The organism is Rothia nasimurium (assembly GCF_928391935.1).
Lineage (GTDB): Bacteria > Actinomycetota > Actinomycetes > Actinomycetales > Micrococcaceae > Rothia > Rothia nasimurium_D.
Genome location: NZ_CAKMTD010000002.1, coordinates 1 through 22,090 on the forward strand (window position 1 = coordinate 1; position 22,090 = coordinate 22,090).

At 60.7% G+C, this 22,090-nt stretch carries 17 protein-coding genes; 5 read left to right on the forward strand and 12 right to left on the reverse strand.

Features of this window, described 5'->3' with window-relative positions:
• Positions 1-73: 73 nt before the first annotated feature.
• Together L7A15_RS03360 and L7A15_RS03365 are read right to left on the reverse strand one after the other, a co-directional pair.
• Positions 74-514, reverse strand: a complete 441-nt coding sequence (locus L7A15_RS03360) for a hypothetical protein (RefSeq protein WP_237212275.1) — start codon at positions 512-514, stop codon at positions 74-76.
• 234 nt (positions 515-748) lie between these two features.
• Positions 749-1,717, reverse strand: a complete 969-nt coding sequence (locus L7A15_RS03365; protein ID WP_237208758.1) for a heme o synthase — start codon at positions 1,715-1,717, stop codon at positions 749-751.
• Between the two features lie 458 nt (positions 1,718-2,175).
• On the opposite strand from L7A15_RS03365, the gene tkt reads away from it, so the two are divergent.
• The 5 genes from tkt (at position 2,176) to pgl (ending at position 8,921) form a co-directional block, all read left to right on the forward strand.
• A complete protein-coding gene (gene tkt / locus L7A15_RS03370; protein WP_237208759.1) occupies positions 2,176-4,287 on the forward strand; it encodes a transketolase in 2,112 nt (703 codons plus the stop codon).
• A 93-nt stretch (positions 4,288-4,380) separates the two neighbouring features.
• Positions 4,381-5,487 carry a transaldolase gene (gene tal / locus L7A15_RS03375; RefSeq protein WP_237208760.1) on the forward strand — a complete coding sequence of 369 codons (1,107 nt, stop codon included), beginning with the start codon at positions 4,381-4,383 and terminating at the stop codon, positions 5,485-5,487.
• 155 nt (positions 5,488-5,642) lie between these two features.
• A complete protein-coding gene (gene zwf, locus L7A15_RS03380; protein WP_237208761.1) occupies positions 5,643-7,178 on the forward strand; it encodes a glucose-6-phosphate dehydrogenase in 1,536 nt (511 codons plus the stop codon).
• On the forward strand, positions 7,175-8,158 hold the full coding sequence (locus tag L7A15_RS03385) for a glucose-6-phosphate dehydrogenase assembly protein OpcA (RefSeq protein ID WP_237200811.1): 984 nt from the start codon (positions 7,175-7,177) through the stop codon (positions 8,156-8,158). The genes zwf and L7A15_RS03385 overlap by 4 nt, the downstream gene beginning before the upstream one ends.
• Positions 8,151-8,921 carry a 6-phosphogluconolactonase gene (gene pgl / locus L7A15_RS03390; RefSeq protein ID WP_237208762.1) on the forward strand — a complete coding sequence of 257 codons (771 nt, stop codon included), beginning with the start codon at positions 8,151-8,153 and terminating at the stop codon, positions 8,919-8,921. The genes L7A15_RS03385 and pgl overlap by 8 nt, the downstream gene beginning before the upstream one ends.
• A gap of 83 nt (positions 8,922-9,004) precedes the next feature.
• Here the strand turns inward: pgl and secG are convergent, their stop codons facing one another.
• The 10 genes from secG to uvrA all read right to left on the reverse strand — a co-directional run bounded on the left by secG (position 9,005) and on the right by uvrA (position 21,908).
• A complete protein-coding gene (gene secG / locus L7A15_RS03395) occupies positions 9,005-9,262 on the reverse strand; it encodes a preprotein translocase subunit SecG (protein ID WP_237187699.1) in 258 nt (85 codons plus the stop codon).
• Positions 9,263-9,440: 178 nt separating this feature from the next.
• A complete protein-coding gene (gene tpiA, locus L7A15_RS03400; protein ID WP_237208763.1) occupies positions 9,441-10,217 on the reverse strand; it encodes a triose-phosphate isomerase in 777 nt (258 codons plus the stop codon).
• A 111-nt stretch (positions 10,218-10,328) separates the two neighbouring features.
• Positions 10,329-11,552: a phosphoglycerate kinase gene (locus L7A15_RS03405; RefSeq protein ID WP_237208764.1), complete on the reverse strand. Its 1,224-nt coding sequence runs from the start codon at positions 11,550-11,552 to the stop codon at positions 10,329-10,331.
• Positions 11,553-11,706: 154 nt separating this feature from the next.
• The gene (gene gap / locus L7A15_RS03410; RefSeq protein ID WP_237187696.1) at positions 11,707-12,711 is read right to left on the reverse strand and encodes a type I glyceraldehyde-3-phosphate dehydrogenase; all 1,005 of its coding nucleotides are present in this window, start codon (positions 12,709-12,711) and stop codon (positions 11,707-11,709) included.
• A 392-nt stretch (positions 12,712-13,103) separates the two neighbouring features.
• Positions 13,104-14,099: a DNA-binding protein WhiA gene (whiA, locus tag L7A15_RS03415; RefSeq protein ID WP_237200804.1), complete on the reverse strand. Its 996-nt coding sequence runs from the start codon at positions 14,097-14,099 to the stop codon at positions 13,104-13,106.
• A 49-nt stretch (positions 14,100-14,148) separates the two neighbouring features.
• A complete protein-coding gene (locus L7A15_RS03420) occupies positions 14,149-15,171 on the reverse strand; it encodes a gluconeogenesis factor YvcK family protein (RefSeq protein ID WP_237187693.1) in 1,023 nt (340 codons plus the stop codon).
• Positions 15,171-16,064 (reverse strand): RNase adapter RapZ, encoded by an 894-nt coding sequence (rapZ, locus tag L7A15_RS03425; protein WP_237208765.1) that lies wholly within the window; start codon positions 16,062-16,064, stop codon positions 15,171-15,173. Before rapZ ends, L7A15_RS03420 begins: the two co-directional genes overlap by 1 nt.
• A gap of 126 nt (positions 16,065-16,190) precedes the next feature.
• Positions 16,191-18,164, reverse strand: a complete 1,974-nt coding sequence (gene uvrC / locus L7A15_RS03430; RefSeq protein ID WP_237208766.1) for an excinuclease ABC subunit UvrC — start codon at positions 18,162-18,164, stop codon at positions 16,191-16,193.
• Positions 18,165-18,229: 65 nt separating this feature from the next.
• Positions 18,230-18,916, reverse strand: a complete 687-nt coding sequence (locus L7A15_RS03435; RefSeq protein WP_237187690.1) for a lysophospholipid acyltransferase family protein — start codon at positions 18,914-18,916, stop codon at positions 18,230-18,232.
• 118 nt (positions 18,917-19,034) lie between these two features.
• Positions 19,035-21,908 carry an excinuclease ABC subunit UvrA gene (gene uvrA, locus L7A15_RS03440; protein ID WP_237208767.1) on the reverse strand — a complete coding sequence of 958 codons (2,874 nt, stop codon included), beginning with the start codon at positions 21,906-21,908 and terminating at the stop codon, positions 19,035-19,037.
• Between the last annotated feature and the right edge of the window lie 182 nt (positions 21,909-22,090).

The window sequence follows — 22,090 nt, forward strand, 5'->3', positions numbered from 1 at the left end:
GCTGAGGTCTAGGCCTTGTTCTTTGGCTTGGGTGATGAGGTTTTGGGCGAGTTGGTGTTCTGTTGTCATGGTGTTATTTTCTCCTGTTGGGGTTGGGAGGGTTTACACCGTTTTCCTGACAGTCCCCCCTGAACCCGCCCACCAGCGTCCTATGTTCCTCGATGGGTTTATAGGTGTAATGCTTGCGGGTGCCCCGGGCCCTACCCCGGGAATCTGGTGGGCCGACGATATCTACCGCAGTCGGAGTTTTTGCCAAGGCATAGCCGTGCAGACAGGCAGCTGCCGCATGGGAAAAGGTCGTTTCTGGAGCGGCAAGGTGAACGGCTGCGATGGTGGCGCGGTACTTCTCGTGGTATTTCAGGGAATCCCACCAGGACGTGGGGCAGTACACGCCTTTTCTGAGCCGGGTGAGCTGGTGAGCGGCTACCTCTTGGGCGATTCGCTCAGGAGTCAGCCCCTGATTGTGGAGCTGGTGGATGGTTCGGATTTCGTTTGTGTATTCATGCATTGCCATGTTTCTAGATTCGCCACTGTGGGGTGGTATTTCTAGAGGAGGTGCGGCCTGTGGATAGCTAGGTGGCAGAGTTTGAGGCAGATTTTCGGGGTTCGCGGTGAGTTGTGGTGAGAAATTGGTGAAGCGTGACGGTTTTGTGACACTACCGCATTCTCGCCTGTGGAAAAGACCATTTAAATCGGAAAAACCCACCTGGCTGGTGGGTTTTTCCGATTTAGATGGTACCTACCCGGTTTAGAGGGAGAGGACGGGGCCGCCGACGAAGGGGTCAATGGCCAGGGCGATAAAGAGGACGGTCAGGTAGGTAATTGAACCGTGGAAAACCACCATCGCGGTTCGGCTCGTTGCCTGCTCAGCCAGGGCCAGGCGGTGCAACTTGTGGCAGTGGTACAGGAACCAGGCCCCAATCAGCACAGCAGACGCCGTGTAAACCCAGCCAGCCCCACCCAAAGGAACCAGCAGCAGGGAACACATGACCATAGCCCAGCCGTACAGCACCACCTGCACCGACACACTCTTAGCAGAGTCGGTCGCGCCCAGCATGGGAATTCCTGCTGCCCGGTAGTCCTCGGCGTACTTCATCGACAGAGGCCAGTAGTGCGGGGGCGTCCAGAGGAAAATCACCATAAAGAGCACCACAGCCGCCCAGGAAATGGTGTTCTCCACAGCCGCCCAGGCGATAAAGACCGGCATGCAGCCCGCCAGACCGCCCCAGACGATGTTCTGCTTGGTGCGCTTCTTCAGCCACAGGGAGTAGAAGACAACGTAGAGGAAAATCGCGACGACGCCCAGGCCTGCAGCCAGCGGGTTCACCAGGAAGTAGAGGTAGACGATTGAAATAACTGACAGCACCCAGGCAAAGACCAGGGCCTCCCGGTCGGTGAGTTCACCGGTGACCAGGGGACGCTTCTCGGTGCGCTTCATCAGCCGGTCGGCTTCGCGGTCGATGTAGCAGTTGAAGGCGCAGGAGGCACCGGCGGCAAGAGAGCCGCCAATCATGGTGTGAAGCACCAGCCAGAGGTTGGGGAAGCCACCGGCAGCAAAGATCATGGTGGGGGCGGTGGTGACCAGGAGCAGTTCGATAATCTGCGGCTTGGTCAGGTGGATGTAGGCCTTTATCTTTCGGCCTAGCGGGATTTTTCCGGACGCGGCCACGGCAGGTAGGTGCCCCTGCGCAGCGTCGCGCTCGATGACGGTGTTCATGCCATGGCCCTTCACGAATGCCAACTTCCCTTGACTGGTGTGTGTGCTGCCCTGTTGACGTCACCCAACCCCACATCACTATGTGGGACGGCGGGGTGGTCCGGCGTGTTGGGTTCCTTCCCCTAGGGGTGGCGGGGGTTGCCCCTCACTGACCTGGGTTTTCTAGTGGTTCCCATCACGATTGTGCCGGTGTGACCCGTTTGAGCGCACGCCAAAAGAGCTTTTGGTCAAATTACATCTTATAACGGTCGTCAAGCTGCCGCCTAAACTATGACAACCCGGGCACCAGCCAGCCCGTTAGGCAACCGTCCTCTGAGATGGACTCTGTGCCCGGTGCCCCGGTGAACTATCCTGGTATCAGGGTCTACCCTCCCTGCGTCCTGCTGTGGGTGCTGGGTGCGCTGTAGGCAAACACAGTTATGAATACTCTGGCCAGCCAGATTGAGAGAGGACGGCTTATGCCTAACCTGAATCACAAGCTTGAATGGACTGACAAGGATCAGCGCGCGGTTGATACTGCCCGGGTGCTGGCTGCGGACGCGGTGGAGAAGGTTGGCTCTGGCCACCCCGGCACTGCTATGTCCCTGGCTCCTGTCGCCTACCTGCTCTTCCAGAAGGTCATGCGCCACGACCCGTCCGACGACCGCTGGGCTGGCCGTGACCGCTTCATCCTCTCCCCCGGTCACACCTCCATGACCCTCTACAACCAGCTCTTCCTGGGCGGTTTCGGTCTGGAACTGGATGACATCAAGTCCCTGCGTACCGCCGGTGCTAAGACTGCTGGCCACCCCGAGTTTGGCCATACCAAGGGCGTCGAAATCACTACTGGCCCCCTGGGGCAGGGTCTGGCGTCCGCCGTGGGCTTTGCCTACGCCCAGCGTCGTATGCGTGGCCTGTTTGACCCCGAGGCTGCCCCCGGCACCTCCCCCTTTGACCACACCATCTTTACCATTGCCTCTGAGGGCGATGTGCAGGAGGGCGTTACCGCTGAGGCTTGTGCCCTGGCTGGCCACCAGCAGCTGGGCAACCTGGTCGTCATTTACGACCGCAACCATATCTCCATTGAGGACGACACCGACGTAGCCTTCACCGAGGACGTCGCCGCCCGCTACGAGGCCTACGGTTGGGACGTCACCAAGATTGACTGGACCGCAAGCGGCGAATATGTTGAGGACATCGAAGCCCTCTACGACGCTATTGTTGCTGCCACCAAGGTCACCGACAAGCCCTCTTTCATTGAGCTGCGTACCATCATCGGTTACCCGGCTCCCACCAAGCAGAACACCGGTGGTATTCACGGTTCTAAGCTGGGTGCTGAAGAAGTTGCCGCCACCAAGAAGGTCCTGGGCTTTGATCCTGAGCAGCACTTTGTGGTTGAACCTGAGATTCTGGAGCACACCCGTGCCCTGGTTGAGCGTGGCGCTGCTGAACGCGCTGAGTGGCAGGCCTCCTTTGACGCCTGGGCTGCGGCCAACCCCGAGCAGGCCAAGCTCTACGAGCGCCTGGTGGCCGGTGAGCTGCCCTCCGAGCTGGACGAGGCCCTGCCCACCTTTGAGGCTGGCACCTCCATTGCGACCCGCGCGGCTTCCGGTAAGGTGATCAACGCTATTGCCCCGATTCTGCCCGAACTCTGGGGTGGTTCAGCTGACCTGGCTGGCTCCAACAACACCACCATTGATACCGAGAAGTCCTTCAACCCCGAGTCCCGTTCCACCAAGAGCTGGACCGGCCACCCCTACGGTCGTGTGCTGCACTTCGGTATCCGTGAGCACGCCGCTGCAGCAATCACCAACGGTATTGCGCTGTCGTCGCCCACCCGTCCTTTCTCAGGCACCTTCTTCGTCTTTACCGACTACCAGCGCCCGGCCGTCCGCCTGGCTGCGCTGATGGGTGTACCCAACATCTTTGTTTGGACCCACGACTCCATCGGCCTGGGTGAGGACGGCCCAACCCACCAGCCCGTCGAGCACCTGACCGCCATGCGTGCTATCCCCAACCTGGACGTCGTCCGCCCCGCCGACGGTAACGAAACCGCCGTGGCCTGGCGCAAGATCCTGGACATCAAGGACCGCCCCGCAGGCCTGGTGCTCTCCCGCCAGAACCTGACCAACGTGGCTCGTGAAGACCTGCACGCGGACGCCGAAGGTGAGAAGTTCGCTTCCGCCCAGGGCGCTGCCCGCGGCGGCTACGTCCTGGCTGACACCGAGGGCACCCCCGACGTCATCCTGATCGCCACCGGCTCCGAGGTTGAGGTTGCCCTGGCAGCCCGCACCCAGCTGGCAGCAGAAGGAATTGCCGCCCGCGTTGTCTCCATGCCCTGCCGCGAATGGTTCAACGCAGAGTCAGCCGAATACCGCGAGTCCGTGATTCCCTCAGCCGTCAAGGCCCGCGTCACCGTCGAGGCCGGTCTGGCCATGCCCTGGCTCGACATCCTCGGTGAAGCCGGCCGCGCCGTCTCCCTGGAACACTACGGCGCCTCAGCCTCAGCCGAAGAGCTCTTCGCCGACTACGGTTTCACCGCCGAGAACGTCGCCGCCAAGGCCCGCGAGTCCATCGCAGCAGCCCAGTAATCACCGCACCTGCCGGGCACCCGGCAGAACCGGGGCAGGACGGCCGCACCCCGCCCGTCCTGCCCCTCCCACCACAAACTTTAAGGACACAAGATGACCACCCCCACCCAGAAGCTCTCAGACGCAGGCGTCTCTATCTGGCTCGACGACCTCTCCCGCGAACGCCTCACCAGCGGCAACCTGCAGGAACTCATCGACACCAAGAACGTTGTTGGCGTAACCACCAACCCCTCCATCTTCGCCGCAGCCCTCTCCAACGGTGCCGCCTACGCTGAGCAGATGAAGGAACTGGCTGCAGCCGGTACCCCTGCTGAGGCAGCTGGCTTTGCGGCCATGATCGACGACGTTCGCGACGGCTGCGACGTCTTCGCCCCCATCTACGAGGCAACCCAGGGCTTTGACGGCCGCGTCTCCATTGAAGTCTCTCCCCTGCTGGCCCGCAAGGCTGATGAGACCCTGGCCCAGGCTAAGGAACTCTACTCAGCTGTTGGCCGTGAAAACGTCATGATCAAGATCCCTGCAACCGTTGAGGGCCTCAAACCCATTGCTGAAACCCTGGCCGAGGGTATCTCTGTGAACGTGACCCTCATCTTCTCCCTGGAACGCTACCGCGAGGTCATCAACGCCTACATGGTCGGCCTGGAAAAGGCCCTGGAGAACGGCAAGGACCTGTCCACCATTCACTCTGTTGCCTCCTTCTTTGTCTCCCGTGTTGATACTGAAATCGACGCCCGCCTAGAGGCTATCGGCACCGATGAGGCCCTGGCCCTGCGCGGCAAGGCCGGTGTTGCTAACGCCCGCCTGGCCTTTGAAGTCTACGAGCAGGCTTTCGCGTCTGAGCGCTGGGCCCGCCTGGAGGCAGCCGGAGCCAACCGCCAGCGTCCCCTCTGGGCCTCCACCGGCGTGAAGAACCCCGCCTACCCTGACACCCTCTACGTCACCGAAATCGCTGCCGCCGGTACCGTCAACACCATGCCTGAGGCAACCCTCAACGCAACCTTTGACCACGCCCCCGTGACTGGCGACACCATCGCAGGTACCTACGAGGAATCCAACGAGATCCTCAACGCTCTCGAAGGTGTCGGTGTCTCCTACAACGACGTCGTCACCCAGCTAGAGACCGAGGGTATCGAGAAGTTCGAAATTTCCTGGAAGGAACTGCTCGAAACCGTCGAAGCAGCCCTGGCCGCAGACAAGTAAAACCAGCCAGTAGCTAGCCCTAGTGCAAACGCCCGGTAGGTGGAATAACCCCACCGGCCGGGCGTTTGCACAGGTACACTAGATATGAACCAAAGCACCGGCCCCCTCCCCAGGGTGACCTGTGCCGACACCCCACAGTGAAGGATTTTCCGGCGGTGACAAACACCCACGACACCAACCCTTTGCGCGACCCCCGCGACCGCAGACTCACCCGGGTAGCTGGCCCCAGTTCCCTCGTCTTCTTCGGCGTCACCGGCGACCTAGCGCGTAAAAAGCTGCTCCCCGCAGTGTACGACCTTGTCAACCGTGGCCTACTTCCCCCCAGCTTTGGCCTGGTCGGCTTCGGCCGCCGCGAATGGAGCCACGAAGACTTCCAGAAAGAGGTCCGCGGCCACGTTGAGGCCCACGCCCGCACCCCCTTCCGGGAGGACGTCTGGAACCAGTTCGCAGCCGGTATCCGCTTCGTCACCGGAACCTTCGACTCAGACGAGTCATTCGAAAAGCTGAAGACAACCCTGGCTGAACTCGACGAAACCCGAGGCACCCGCGGAAACCACGCCTTCTACCTTTCCATTCCCCCCAAGGATTTTGACCAGGTCCTGCAGAAACTAGCTGACCACGACCTGGCCAACCACAACCAGCATGAGGGCTGGCGCCGCGTCGTCATTGAAAAGCCTTTCGGCCACAACCTAGAATCTGCCCGCGAACTCAACGCCATCGTTGAGCGGGTCTTCCCGGCTGACTCTGTCTTCCGCATTGACCACTACCTGGGTAAGGAAACCGTCCAGAATATTCTGGCCATGCGCTTTGCCAACCAGATGTTTGAGCCCCTGTGGAACGCCAACAACGTTGACCATGTGCAAATCACCATGGCCGAAGACATCGGTATCGGTACCCGCGCAGGCTACTATGACGGGGTGGGTGCTGCCCGCGACATCATCCAGAACCACCTGCTGCAGCTTCTGGCCCTGACCGCCATGGAAGAGCCCATCAGCTTCAACGCTGACCACCTCCGCGCCGAAAAGGCCAAGGTGCTTGAGGCCGTGCGCGTCCCAGAAGATATCTCCACGGCTTTTGCCATTGGCCAGTACTCAGCCGGTAACCAGGGCGGTGAAGAAGTCAACGGCTTCTTCGACGAAAACGACATCCCTGCTGACTCCCGCACCGAGACCTTTGCGGCCCTCAAACTGGAAATCAATACCCGCCGCTGGGGCGGGGTGCCCTTCTACCTGCGGGCCGGTAAGCGGCTGGGCCGCCGCGTAACGGAAATCGCTGTTGTCTTTAAGAAGTCCCCCAACCTGCTCTTCGGCGGTAGCTCCGACCAGGCCGGTCAGAACGCGATCGTCATCCGGGTCCAGCCCGATGAGGGCATGACCCTTCGCTTCGCCTCCAAGGTGCCCGGCACCCAGATGGAAATCCGCGACGTCAACATGGACTTCGGCTACTCCCATTCCTTCACGGAGGAATCCCCCGAGGCCTACGAACGCCTCATCCTCGACGTCCTGCTCGGCGAGCCCCCGCTCTTCCCCCGCCATGAGGAAGTCGAACTCTCCTGGAAGATTCTCGACCCCTTCGAAGAATACTGGGAAGAGCACAAGATCAAACCTGAAGCCTACGCCCCCGGTTCATGGGGCCCGGCTTCTGCCCACGAAATGCTGGAACGCGACGGCCGTGCTTGGAGGCGCCCATGATGAAGAAACTCAAAGACACCACCGTGGGCGAGGTCGCCAAAGAGCTCTCCCGCCTGCGTAGTGAGGAGGGGGCGACAACGTCCTCCCGTGTGCTGACCCTGGTTATCCTGGCCGAAAAGGGCCACTCCAAGACAGCCGTTGAGGCTGCCCTCAAGGCCTCCTACGAGCACCCCTCCCGTATTATCGTCCACGTTGGCTACGGGCAGGACGAGGCCGACCGGCTGGACGCCCGCATTTACGTGGGTGGCGACGCCGGAGCCTCAGAGCTCATCATTCTGCGGGGATACGGCTCGGCCTCCGTACCCACCGAATCCCTGATCTCAGGCTTGCTCCTGCCCGACTCCCCCATCGTAGCCTGGTGGCCCCACTCAGTTCCCGAAAACCCGGCAGAGCACTCCATCGGTAAAATCGCCCAGCGACGCATCACCGATTCCGCCCGAGCCTACGACCCCCTGGGCGTGCTAGAGAAGCTAGCTGCCAGCTACAAGGACGGCGACACCGACCTGGCCTGGATTCGTCTGACCCTGTGGCGTATCCAGATTGCGGCAGTTTTCGACCAGATTAGCCCCGCCCCCGTCACCAAGGTGACCGTGTCAGGTTCCTCCATGAGCCCGTCCGTCGTCCTGCTCGGTGCCTGGCTGGGCGACCGCCTGGGCGCAGAAGTCCACCTGCGCACCACCGACGTCCAGCGGGGACTCTACAAGGTAGAACTAGAACGGGCCGATGGATCCATCATCGTCCACCGTCCTGGCCGGAACATTGCCACCATTTCCTCCCCCGGCGTACCCGACCAGCAGATTTCCCTGCCCGTCCGATCCCTGGCCGACTGCCTGGCCGAAGAACTCCGCCGCCTAGACCCCGACGAGGTATACGGGGAAGTGCTCAAGTCTGTTGTCGCCAGCGGAAACATTGTGGTTGATGTCAACGCACATGACACAGCCGACTCCGACGCCGACTACACGGAGGTTTATGATGCCTAACCCCATCATCGTCCCCCACCAGGACAAGGCGACCCTGAAGCTTGCTGGGGCCACCCGCATCATCAACGTCGCAGCAACAGCAGTAGCTGCCCACGGCATAGCCCATATCAGCCTGACCGGCGGAACCATGGGCATCGCAGTTCTAGCAGGTATCGCCGAGAGCCCCCTGCGGGCAACGGTTGATTGGTCTAAGGTCCATTTCTGGTGGTCTGACGAACGCTTTGTAGAGACCGGCCACGCCGACCGCAACGAACAGCAGGCCAAGGACGCCCTCCTCAACCAGCTAGACCTGCCCTCAGGCAACCTGCACATCATGGGGGCCTCAGATACCTTTGAAACCCCAGAGGCAGCCGCAGAGGCTTACACAGCAGAGCTGGCCCGTTTCGCGCCGGAGGGCGAAACCACCCCGCTCTTTGCACTCACCCTTCTGGGCATGGGTCCGGACGGTCACATCGCCTCCCTCTTCCCTGACCGGCAGGAGATTCTGGATGCCGAGGCTACAGCCATCGCCATCCATAACTCCCCCAAGCCCCCACCGACCCGGGTGAGCCTCACCCTGCCCGTCATCAACTACTCAGAACGCATCTGGTTCCTCATTGCAGGGGCTGACAAGGCTGAAGCAACCACCCGGCTCAGGGAGGCCTCCGTCCTCGCCGAAAGCCAACTCACCGCTCAGATCCTGACTGCCACCCCAGCAGCAGGTGCCAGGGGCCTTCTAGAAACCCTGATCCTAGCAACCGAGGACGCCCTCACCACCAGCTAGCAGCCTGACCAGGGCTTATACACAAAAACCCCGCCTGATTCCTGTACGGAACTAGGCGGGGTTTCTTCTGCTTTGTGGGCTTCTTAGATTACTGCAGTTTCTGAGAAGCGGAGCACCAGGGCGTAGCTGATAATAGCAAATACCCAAATGAGGATGGTGGTGACAGTCAGGCGAATCAGGTTCTTAGAAGCCATACCTGAAGAGTTCAAGGAGGTGGTCATACCGCCACCGAACATATCGGACAGGCCGCCACCCTTACCGCGGTTCAGCAGAACCAGCAGAACGGTGAGGATGCTAGCGATGGCAATCAGCACCATCAGGGCAATCTTAATGGCTTCCACAGAGAACCTTTCGAATGTAATGTTTACAGGCGCGACCTATCGCGTTCCTTGGAAAACTATACGCGCTTTAGGCCGTAAAAGCACCTATTTCCTGGGCTAATCGGCAGGGAGCTTGCACACTCTAGGCCCCGCCCCAGCGTCAGGAGCGGGGAACGAGGCCTAGGGGCAGGTGCCAGGCTTAAGCCTGGTAGCGGGCGATGTTAGCGAACTCGGTGGCGTCCAGGGAGGCGCCGCCCACCAGTACGCCGTCAACGTCAGCTTCAGCCATGATTTCGGGGGCTGATGCGGCCTTGACGGAACCGCCGTACAGTACACGGACCTTGTCAGCGACCTCAGCTGAGTAGAGCTTGGTCAGTTCCTCACGGATAGCCTTGCTCATTTCCTGGGCGTCAGCTGCGGTTGCAACCTTGCCGGTGCCGATAGCCCAGACGGGCTCGTAGGCGACAACCAGGGTTTCAGCCTGGTCTGCGGTCAGGCCCTCGATGGAGCCGCGCAGCTGTTCCAGGGTGAAGGCGACGTGCTCGCCAGCTTCACGCTTGTCCAGGCCCTCGCCGACGCACAGGACGGGGGTCAGCTCGTGACGGTAGGCTGCCTGTACCTTAGCGGCGCAGATCGCGTCGGTTTCGCCGTGGATGGTGCGGCGCTCTGAGTGGCCCACCAGAACGTAGGTGGCACCCAGCTTCTTGAGGAAGGCACCGGAGATGTCACCAGTGTAGGCACCGGAATCCTGGTCTGAGAGGTCCTGGCCACCGTAGACAACCTTGAGCTTGTCGCCGTCAACCAGGGTCTGAACGGAACGGATATCGGTGAAGGGAGGGAAGACAGCAACTTCAGCGGTGTCGTAGTTGAAGTTAGTGTCGTCCAGGGTCCAGGCCAGCTTCTGGAGCAGGGTCACACCTTCGGTGTGGTCCATGTTCATCTTCCAGTTACCAGCGATGAGGGGCTTGCGAGTCATGGCTCGTCCTTTCGCGAAATCTGAGGGGGGGTGGGCAGGACGCGGCGGGTGCGGCGTCCTGCCCTGTGGCGGGGTAACCGCCGAGTGGCTTAGCGCCAGGGGGTGTTGTGTTTAGGCGCCGAGGGCATCGAGGCCGGGCAGGGTCTTACCTTCGATGTATTCGAGGGAGGCACCGCCGCCGGTGGAGATATGGCCGAACTGGTCGTCGGAGAAGCCCAGGTTACGGACAGCTGCAGCGGAGTCGCCACCACCAATGATGGTGAAAGCCTCGGTATCGACCAGGGCCTGGGCAACAGCGCGGGAGCCTTCAGCGAAGGCGGAGATCTCGAAGACGCCTACTGGTCCGTTCCAGAAGACCAGCTTGGCTTCCTTGATCTTCTGGGCAAAGAGTTCACGGGTTGCGGGGCCGATGTCCAGGCCTTCTGCCTTGGCGCCCAGCTTACCGCCGGTGAGATCCTCGACGGGGCGGACTTCCTGGTTGGCGTCGTTGGAGAAGTCATCTGCCCAGATGATATCGGAGGCAATGATCAGCTCGGTGCCCTTCTTGGGGGCTTCTTCCATGTAACGCTTGCAGTTTTCAATCTGGTCTTCTTCCAGCAGGGACTGGCCGACCTCGTAGCCCATGGCCTTGGCGAAGGTGTAGCCCATGCCGCCACCGATCAGCAGGGTGTCAGCCTTGCCGATCAGGTTATCGATGACTGCCAGCTTGTCTGACACCTTAGCGCCACCCATGACAACGACGAAGGGGCGGTCGGGGTTCTGGGTGACCTTCTGCAGCACGTCAACTTCGGTCTTGACCAGGTCGCCCAGGTAGGCGGGCAGAGCCTTAGCAATGTCGTAGACGGAGGCGTGCTTGCGGTGGACAGCACCGAAAGCGTCGTTGACGTAGGCGCCGTTCTCACCGGTCAGGGCTGCCAGTTCTGCTGCGAACTCGGCGCGTTCGGCGTCGTCCTTGGAGGTTTCACGGGCGTCGTAACGGACGTTTTCAACGACCAGCAGTTCGCCGTCCTTGAGGGCGGCGGCCTTGGCCTGGGCGTCCTCGCCGACCAGGTCTGTGGCGATCACAACGGGGAAGTCAGCCAGTTCAGCCAGGCGCTCAGCGGCAGGCTTGATGGAGTACTGGGGATCAACCTGACCCTTGGGGCGGCCCAGGTGGGCGGTCACGATGACGCGGGCACCGGCGTCGGTGAGCTTCTTGAGCACGGGCAGGGAGGCGCGGACGCGACCGTCGTCGGTAACGACGCCGTCCTTGAGGGGGACGTTCAGGTCGGAGCGGACGAGGACGCGGCGGCCGGCAACGCCACCTTCAATGAGCTCAGCGAGAGTCTTAGCCATGGGAGTATTCATCTCCGTAACGTGTTGGGGGCGGAGCTCCCCCGGTTGGGGGGCCCGGATAAGGGTGAGGGTTAGCGAATCGCGCGCGTGCGCGACGATTCGCTAACCCTATTTTATGTGGTGTCTCATGGAGACGGGAGGTTTTGTACCAGCTTTAGAGAGCTGCAACAACCTTGTTGGTGAACATGACCAGACGTGAAACGTAGCCGTATTCGTTGTCGTACCAGGCGATAACCTTGACCTGGTTGCCGATGACCTTGGTCAGGGGTGCGTCGAAGACGGTGGAAACGGGCTCACCTTCGATGTCCTTGGAGACGATGGGCTCCTCGGAGTAGGTGATGATGCCCTTCATGGGGCCTTCGGCTGCTTCCTTGACGGCTGCGTTGACTTCTTCAACGGTCACTTCGCGTGAAGCGGTGAAGGTCAGGTCGGTGATGGAGCCGGTGGGGGTGGGGACGCGAACTGCGAAGCCGTCCAGCTTACCCTTGAGTTCGGGCAGAACCAGGCCAACAGCAGCTGCTGCACCGGTGGAGGTGGGAACCATGTTCAGGGCAGCGGCACGGGCGCGGCGCAGGTCTGAGTGGGGGGCGTCCTGCAGGCGCTGGTCAGCGGTGTAGGCATGGATGGTGGTCATCAGACCGCGTTCGATACCGAACTTGTCGTTGAGGACCTTAGCCATGGGAGCCAGGCAGTTGGTGGTGCAGGATGCGTTAGAAACGATGTTCATGGTGGCTGAATCGTACTGGTCGTCGTTGACGCCCATGACGAAGGTGCCGTCGATGTTCTTACCGGGAGCGGAGAGGATAACCTTCTTGGCGCCAGCTTCGAGGTGAGCCTTTGCCTTCTCGCCGTCGGTGAAGAAACCGGTGGATTCGAGGACAACGTCGACACCCAGGTCTGACCAGGGCAGGTCAGCAGGGTTGCGCTCTGCCAGAACCTTGATTTCCTTGCCATTGACGACCAGGCCGTTTTCTGAAACAGCTACTTCGCCGTCGAAGCGACCCATGATGGAGTCGTACTTGAGCAGGTGGGCGAGGGTCTTGACGTCGGTCAGGTCGTTGATAGCAACGATCTCGAAGCCTTCGCCGTGCTGGGCAGCTGCGCGGAAGAAGGTACGACCAATGCGGCCAAAGCCGTTAATAGCTACGCGTACAGTCACTGAAATCAAACTCCTAGATACAGTTAGTGACGTTGTGAGACGAGACGCCGGTGTGGCGTTTGCCTGCCGAACTTTGAGAGCCTGTTGGTTCCTTAGCTCGGTGGCGAGCTCTCGTCCGGTTCACTCTCTATCATACCCTGTTTGTGTGCGTTTTGGTGTGTTTCTGTCGTTTTTTTGAGTGGATTTAAGTGTGTTTTATCTGGTTTTTGTCGGTTTTTACCCATCACATGTGGCTTATTCGCACGAATTGCATAGTCAGAGGCACCACGCTAGAGAAAAACCAACAAAACCCACACAAACCCTGATGTCGAATTTTCTGCACCAACCGCAGACACAAAGAACCCCTACCTGCTCTACCAGGTAGGGGTTCAAACGTCATGAATGGCTCTAGCCTATGAATGATAGGTAGGTAAGGTAGCTAAATGAGGAGCTACCCCGGCCTCAGTTCCCGGGATACCCCGTTCTGCGGCCCGCTTATCAGCCATAGCGATGAGGCGGCGAATTCGCCCGGCAATGGCGTCCTTGGTCATAGGCGGATCAGCCAGGCGCCCCAGTTCGTCAAGCGAGGCCTGCTTGTGAGCCACCCTCAGCTCACCGGCATAGCGCAGGTGATCGGGAACCTTATCCCCCAAGATTTCCAGGGCCCGCTCAACCCGAGCACCGGCAGCCACAGCCGCCTGGGCAGAACGGCGTAGGTTGGCGTCGTCAAAGTTAGCCAGACGGTTGGCTGTTGCCCTCACTTCCTTCCGGGCCCGACGTTCCCGCCAGTTATCGAGGGCATCCACAGCCCCCATCCGCTCCAGCAGCAGGGAAATGGTTTCGCCATCGCGCACAACCACCCGATCAACGCCACGGACCTCACGGGCCTTAGCAATGACGTCCAGGCGGCGGGCAGCCCCCACCAGGGCCAGGGCAGCTTCAGGGCCCGGGCAGGTGAACTCCAGGGCGGACGATCGACCCGGCTCCGTCAGGGACCCGTGGGCCAAAAAAGCCCCACGCATAACAGCCTCAGCATCATAGAGGGAACCATTCACCACAGCGGGAGGAAGACCACGCACCGGACGGCCTCGTCCGTCGAGCAGGCCGGTTTGACGGGCCAGGGCTTCACCGCCCTGGTCCACCCGAACCATAAAACGGGCACCCCGGCGCAAACCGCCGCCGGAAACCGACAGAATTGTTGCCTCATGGCCATACATTTCACTGATGTTATAGCGGAGTCGTTCAGCGGTAGCCTCAAGATCCACTTCAGCCTCCACCACAATCTTGCCCTGGACCAGGTGCAAGCCATTGGTGAAGCGCAAGATGGTGGCTACTTCAGCCTTGCGCACAGACGAGCGGTTGACCTCATACTGGGCCAGCTCTTCTTTGACCGATGCCGTCAGGGCCATGCGGTAATTCCTCCAAGGTCTGTACTGAAAGTGGTTCAGTCTACCGGGTTCAGTGTTTGAAAACTTCTTTGTAGGCTGCAGCCAGCTTGAGGGGGTCATGCACACCTGGCTGGTCGGTTTCTGAGACCGATGCCCAATGCACAGTTGCGCCCAGGGTTGCAGCTACGTCTTCAAAGGCGTCTTGCTCCCCCACTACCTGCGGGTCAGCAATAACTGTATTAACCCTAAGTTCTGGAACGTATTGACGCAAAACGAGAAGGTGGTCGGCAGCACTCATACCGCGGGTTTCATTCCCGTTGAGTTCCAGATTCATGACCAGGCAGATTTTGGCGCTGGTGTTCAGCACTGCGTCTCGCAGCCCCGGGAGCAGCAGGTGGGGTAGCACAGATGTGTAGAAGGAACCCGGCCCCAGCACTACCCAGTCCGAGTCATGCACAGCCCGAATTGCGTCGTCACAGGCCGGGGCGTCTTTCGGCAGAAGGTGGACGTTTTCCACCGTCCCGGCCTTGGCCAGGGTGGCCTGCCCCTGCACAGTATCCCGAAAAGTCACCCCGTGTTCATTAGTTGAGACAATGTCTCCCTCGATGACCAAGGGGATAGTTGACATGGGCAGGACGCGGCCGCGAGCGTTCAGGAGGGCCCCAGCCCAGTCCAGCCCGGCCACACAATCGTCCAAAAGCTCCCACAGGGTAACAATCAGCAGGTTGCCCAGGGCGTGGTTTTCCAAGGTGGTGGGACGGTCAGCTGACCGTGAGGTGAAGCGGTGCTGCATGACATCCCGCCAGGTCCGGCCCCAGTCGGTGTCGTCGCAGAGGGCAGACAGGGCCATGCGGAGGTCCCCGGGAGGAAGAACATCCATTTCCTGACGCAGCTGCCCCGAAGAGCCGCCGTCGTCAGCGACAGTCACCACTGCTGTCAGGGCTGAGGTAACCAGCTTCAGGGCAGAGAGGGAACCGTAGAGCCCGTGGCCCCCGCCCAGGGCGGTCACCCTCACGGGGGTATCGTGCCCCTGGGCGGTAATGGGCAGAAGGCCCGTCTCTGGAAACCGGGTGACGCGGGTAGCCTCAGACATTACTCCCTCCCCATATCCCGGTGGTGGACCGAAATATTAACATCCTCAAGCTCAGAAAGACGAGCGGCGACCTCCTCAGTCACAGCAACGGAACGGTGCTTACCACCGGTACAACCGATGGCGAAGGTTGCGTACAACTTACCCTCGCGGCGGTAGCCGGCAATCACGGGTTTGAGGGCCTCAATGTAGGAGTCCACAAACTCCCGGGTGCCCGGGTTCTCAAAAACAAAGTCGCGGACGGGGGCGTCCTTCCCGGTCTGGGCACGCAGCTCGGGCACCCAGTGGGGATTAGGAATAAAACGCATATCAGCCATGTAGTGGACGTCGGAGGGGGTGCCGTACTTGAATCCGAAACTCATGACCGTAATGTTGACCATGCGCTCCCGACCCGGAGCGTAGGTCTCCCTCACCTTTTTCGCCAACTGGTGAACGTTCATGCCCGTGGTGTCAATGGTGTAATCAGCCGATTCCTGGAGATCTGCGAAAATCTTCCGCTCCTGGGCAATAGCCTCAGCCACCAGGCCCCCGCGCTGGAGGGGGTGGGGGCGACGCTGAGCCTCAAAGCGGGCAATGATGTCCTGGTCTGAACAATCCATGAAAAGAATTGAAAAATCAATGTCCCGTGCAGTCGCCCTCAGCTGGTTGATAGCCTCATTCAAATCGCGGAAGAGACGGCGGGCACGCACGTCAATACCGACAGCCACCTTGGGCATGGTTGAGGGGGAATCCTTGACCAGCTGGGCCAGGGAGGTCAGCATTTGCGGGGGAATATTATCAACGACGTACCAGCCCTCATCTTCGAGGGTGTGGGCCGCTGTATTGCGCCCAGCGCCAGAGATACCGGTGATGACCAGAATTTGAGGCTTGACGGTCTTGTCGGTGGTGGTGGACATAGGTGCTCTCTCTCAGCAGTCAGGAGCGACAGGGTCTGCTCTATAGCCTAGCGCACATTGACCCTGACGTGGGGGCCTGACTACTGATTCCGCGGAGGGTGGACGGCCAGGCCCAGCCCCAGCTTCCTACCGGCTGCCTTCCTGCCCCTCTGAGGCAAAGTGATCCTGAATCTTCGTGGCCAGGGCTGGGCCAATGCCCGGCACCTGGGTGAGTTCCTCCGGGCTGGCTGCGGTTAACTGCTTGAGGGAGCCGAAGTGCTTAATCAGGGCCTCACGCTTGGCCGGTCCGAGCCCCGGGACTGAGTCTAGGGCAGACTTCAGCATGTCCTTGCCCCGCTTGGAGCGGTGGAAGGTAATGGCAAAGCGGTGGGCCTCGTCGCGAATCCGCTGAATCAGGTAGAGGGCGTTGGAGGTGCGGGGCAGAATCACCGGGAAGTCATCGCCCGGCAGCCAGAGCTCTTCAAGGCGCTTGGCAATACCAACCACATAAATATCGGTAATGCCCAGGTCTTCCAGGGCCCGGCTGGCGGCGGCAACCTGGGGGGCACCGCCGTCCACCACTACCAGGTTGGGCGGGTAGGCAAACTTGGCTGGTTCCTTGGTGGCAAGCTCCTCCGTGCTGATCTGGCCGGACGCCCGTACCTGGGCTCCTGGGGCCTCGTCGGTAAGGTAGCGACGGAAGCGCCGGTAGATGACGTCGTACATGCTGGCGGTATCGTCGCGGGCAGCCTCCCCGGTGATCGAGAACTTGCGGTAGTCGCTCTTCTTGGGCAGGCCGTCCTCAAAAACCACCATAGAGGCCACCACGTTGGTGCCCTGTACGTGGGAGATGTCGTAGCACTCGATCCGCATGAGGGCCTCGGGCAGTTCCAGGGTTTCCTGCAGCTCCACGAGGGAGGCAGAGCGGGTGGTGAGGTCACCTGCCCGGCGGGTCTTGTGCAGGGTCAGGGCCTGCTTGGCGTTCTCGGCGACGGTCGCCATCAGCTCAACCCGGTCGCCGCGCTGGGGCACGCTGATGGTCACCTTGGCCCCGCGAACCCCCGTCAGCCATTCTTCAAGCTTTTCGTGGTTCTCAGGGAGGACAGGCACATTGATATGGCGGGGAATCTCGTTGAGGGTGTGGTTGATTTCCTCTTCAGTGGTGCCCACGGCCAGAGCAGCAGCGGCCTCCCCGTAGACCTGCACCAGCAGGTGGTCCATGAGGGCCTCGGGGGTCGAGTCTTCAACTTTCTCCACAATCCAGCCCCGCTGACCGCGAATGCGTCCGCCCCGCACAAAAAAGACCTGGACGGCTGCCTCAAGGTCGTCTTCAACATAGTTGAAGATATCTGCGTTGACGGAGTCAGCCAGCACCACCGCATTTCGTTCAAAGACCTTGGTCAGGGCTTCGATATCGTCGCGCAGGCGGGCCGCTTTTTCAAAATCAAACTCTGCGGCCGCCTCTTTCATGTGGCTAGTCAGGTTAGCAATGTACTTCTCGGCTCCCCCAGCCATAAAAGAACATAGGTCCTCAGCGATTTTCTGGTGGTCTTCGCGGCTCACCCTACCCACGCAGGGGGCGGCACACTTGTCGATATAGCCCAGCAGGCAGGGCCGGTCGGATGCCTGGGCCCGGTTGAAGACGCCGGTTGAACAGGTTCGCACCGGGAAGACCCGCAGCAGGGCGTCTAGGGTCTCACGAATAGCCCAGGCCTGGGAGTAGGGGCCAAAATAACGCACCCCCTTTTTCTTCTCCCCGCGCATAACCTGGGCCCTGGGAAAGCGATCCTTGAGGGTGACCGCCAGGTAGGGGTAGGACTTATCATCACGGAAGGCGATATTGAACCGGGGCTTGTATTCCTTGATCCAGGTGTATTCCAGCTGCAGGGATTCTAGCTCGCTGCCCACCACCGTCCACTCCACCGAGGCGGCCGTGTGCACCATGGCATAGGTTTTGGGGCTCAGGGAGTCTACCCGGGCAAAGTAGGAGTTCAGGCGGTTGCGCAGATTCTTGGCCTTGCCCACATAGATAATGCGGCCTACCTCGTCCCTGAACCGGTAGACCCCCGGCTGGGTAGGGATTTCTCCGGGGGCAGGGCGGTAGGAGGCAGGATCGGCCACGTGTATCAGGTCCTTTGATCTAGGTCAGGAGCGGCAGGAACCTCTAGCCCGCGCTGGGTGCTGGGCTAGATTCCCCCGTCGCGTTCTGCTGACGGTGAGACGTTGTATTCATTTTTGCGGGGCTGGCCAGAGAGCTGGGCGATAGCGTCCATAATCTGGTCTGTGGTCTGGCGGCGCTGTTTGCCACTCATGGCCTCCCCCAGTTTTTCAAAGGTCATGGGCTGACCCACCCGCACGGTAAACCGCTTGGGGTAAATCATGTTTGAGCCAGGCTTTTGAATTTTATCTGTGCCAATCAGGCCGATGGGGACGACGGTCGCCCCGGTCATGTGGGCCAGCCAGGCCACCCCAATTTTGCCCTTATAGAGGTAACCGTCCCGGGAGCGGGTGCCCTCGGGGTAGATTCCAAAGACCTTGCCCTCCTGGAGGCGGGCCAGGGCCTGGTCTAGGGCTTTCATGGATTCTTTCTTGTCGGTGCGATTGACCGGAATAATGTCAATAACCTGGAAGAGGGTCTTCATGGCCTTGCCCTTGAGGCCGGGCGAATTGACGTACTCGCTCTTGGCCAGGAAAGCCACGCGCCGGGGCATGAGGGCTGAGATAATGACCGAGTCCAGGAAAGCCAGGTGGTTGGAGGCCACAATGACGGGTCCTTCTGCCGGGAAGTTTTCAAGGCCGGTGACGCGGGCGCGGAAGACGGTGCGGAGGACCGCTTCGATAGTTTTCTGGGTGGCCTTGTACTTCAGGGACATGGGGGCTCCTGTCTGCTGGTCGCTGGTGCTGGCTGGCAACCCAACCCTCGTATTTGCATTTTTTGTGCATTTATTCCAAGGTTGGGTTCCCTTTGTAGCATACCCCGGCCGGGGCCTCTTAGAGCATTTCGGCCAGGAAACGGCCAGTATGTGACTCGGGGACAGTGGCCAGGTACTCGGGGGTTCCCGTGGCCAGCACGGTGCCACCCCCGTCGCCCCCTTCGGGGCCCATGTCAATGAGCCAGTCGGCGCTCTTGATGACATCCAGGTTGTGCTCGATGGTAATGACGGTGTTGCCCTTATCAACCAGGCCCTGCACTACCCCAAGGAGCTTGCGGATGTCTTCAAAGTGCAGGCCGGTGGTGGGTTCGTCGAGCACATAGATGGACCGGCCATTAGAGCGTCGCTGCAGCTCTGTAGCGAGCTTGACGCGCTGGGCCTCACCGCCGGAGAGGGTGGTGGCAGACTGCCCCAACCTCACATAGCCCAACCCAACCTCCACCAGGGTATTGAGATAGCGGGAAATCTTGGTGAAGGCCGAGAAGAACTCGGCGGCTTCCGAGACGGGCATGTCGAGGACGTCCGCAATAGTCTTGCCCTTGTAGTGGACTTCAAGGGTTTCCCGGTTGTACCGTTTGCCCTTGCAGACTTCACAGGGGACGTAGACGTCGGGCAGGAAGTTCATTTCAATCTTGAGGGTTCCGTCACCTGAACAGGCCTCGCAGCGGCCGCCCTTGACGTTGAAGGAGAAGCGGCCGGGCTGGTAGCCGCGCATTTTGGCTTCGGTGGTTTCGGCAAAGAGCTTGCGGATGTGGTCAAAGACGCCGGTGTAGGTGGCCGGGTTGGATCGCGGGGTGCGACCGATGGGCGACTGGTCGACGTGGATAATCTTGTCAAGGTGGTCTAGACCGGTGATGGTCTTGTGGCGGCCCGGAACCTGCTTGGCCCCGTTGAGCTTGTTAGCCAGGGAGGTGTAGAGAATATCGTTGACCAGGGTGGACTTACCTGAACCGGAGACGCCGGTGACGGCTGTCAGCACGCCCAGGGGGAACTCGACGTCCACGTTCTTGAGGTTGTTTTCGCGGGCCCCCATGACCTTAATGGTGCGCTTGGGGTCAACCGGGCGGCGGGTGGCGGGAACTGTGATAGCGCGACGTCCTGCCATGTAGTCACCGGTCACCGACTCTGTATTTTCAAGCAGCTCAGCGTAGGTACCCGAGTGCACGATCTGGCCGCCGTGCTCGCCCGCGCCGGGGCCGACGTCCACGATCCAGTCGGCCTCCTTCATGGTGTCCTCGTCGTGCTCCACCACAATGAGGGTGTTGCCCATGTCGCGTAGCTTGGTGAGGGTTTCAATGAGGCGGCGGTTATCGCGCTGATGCAGGCCGATGGAGGGTTCGTCCAATACATAAAGAACCCCCACCAGGCCGGAGCCGATCTGGGTGGCCAGGCGGATACGCTGGGCTTCACCACCTGAGAGGGTACCTGCCGAGCGGGCCAGGTTCAGGTAGTCCAGGCCCACATCGAGCAGGAATTGCAGGCGGGCGTCGATTTCTTTGAGCACCAGTTCAGCGATCTTGGCTTCGCGGTCGCTCAGGGTCAGGGAGCGCATGAAGTCGAGGGCTTCGCGCATGGGCATCTCGGTGACGTCGGCAATGGACTTGCCTCCAACGGTGACAGCCAAAATGGTGGGGTTGAGGCGGGAGCCCTTGCAGGAGGTACAGGCGACCTTACGCATGTACTGCTCGTAGCGGTCTTTTGACCAGTCTGATTCGGTTTCTTCGTACTTGCGTTTGATGTAGGCGCTGGCACCCTCGAAGCCGGAGGTGTAGCGGCGTTCGCGGCCAAAACGGTTCTTGTAGGCGACGGTGACCTTGTAGTCCTTGCCGGTCAGGATCGCTTTTTTGACCTTGGCGGGCAGGTCTTTAAAGGGGGTAGCAAGGTCGAAGTCTAGTTCTTCGGCTAGGCCAGCGAGCAGGCGCAGCCAGTATTCGCTGGTGGCCTTGCCGGTAGCCCAGGGGGCGACGGCGCCCTCAGCCAGGGAGAGGTCGGGGTTGGGCACGATCAGGTCGGTGTCTACTTCGAGGGTGGAGCCGATGCCGTCACAGGCGGAGCAGGCCCCAAAGGGTGAGTTGAAGGAGAAGGCCCGGGGCTCCACCTCGGTCACAGCCAGGGGGTGGCCGTTGGGGCAGGCCAGGTTTTCACTAAAGGAGCGGGTGCGGCCCGGGGCGTCGGCGTCCTCGTCCACGAAGTCAATGAGGACCTTGCCGTCGGCCAGCCCCAGCGCGGTTTCCACGGAGTCGGTCAGGCGCTGGTGGACGCTCTCCTTAATGGCAATACGGTCAACGACGACCTCAATGGTGTGCTTGTACTGCTTTTCGAGCTTGGGCGGGTCGGTCAGCTGGATGACCTCGCCGTCGACGCGGGCGCGGGCATAGCCGGCGGTAGAAAGTTCCTTGAAAAGGTCAACGAACTCGCCCTTGCGGGCTGAAACGACCGGGGCCAGCACCTGCAGGCGGGTTTTCTCGGGGTAGTCCATGAGGGTATCGACGATTTGCTGGGGGGACTGCTTGGAGATTTCCTCGCCGCATTCAGGGCAGTGGGGGTGTCCCACCCGCGCCCAGAGCAGGCGCATGTAGTCGTAGATTTCGGTGATGGTGCCGACGGTTGAGCGCGGGTTCTTAGAGGTTGATTTCTGGTCGATAGAAACAGCCGGGGAAAGGCCCTCGATGAAGTCAACGTCGGGTTTATCGACCTGGCCCAGGAACATGCGGGCGTAGGATGAGAGGGATTCGACATAGCGGCGCTGGCCCTCGGCGAAGATGGTATCGAAGGCAAGGGAGGACTTGCCGGAGCCGGAGAGGCCGGTGAAGACGACCATGGCGTCGCGGGGGATATCGAGGTCTACGTTTTTGAGGTTGTTTTCGCGGGCACCTTGGACGCGGATGTGGGTAAGGTCGTTGCCGAGGGGCTGGGTGGCTGAGCCTGCCATGGGTCACCTATCTACGAGAGTGTTTCGAAGATATATTCTATGCTTTTTGGGCCCTGTTGAAAAGGACGCCCGTCCCCTCCCCCTTTGGACCAGGTTCTGCTCAATTTCGGCCCACATTTGGGGCTTTTTTGACCCCCACCTGGTCCAAAGAGGGATAAAAGCCCGCCCCACAGCTTTTGGAC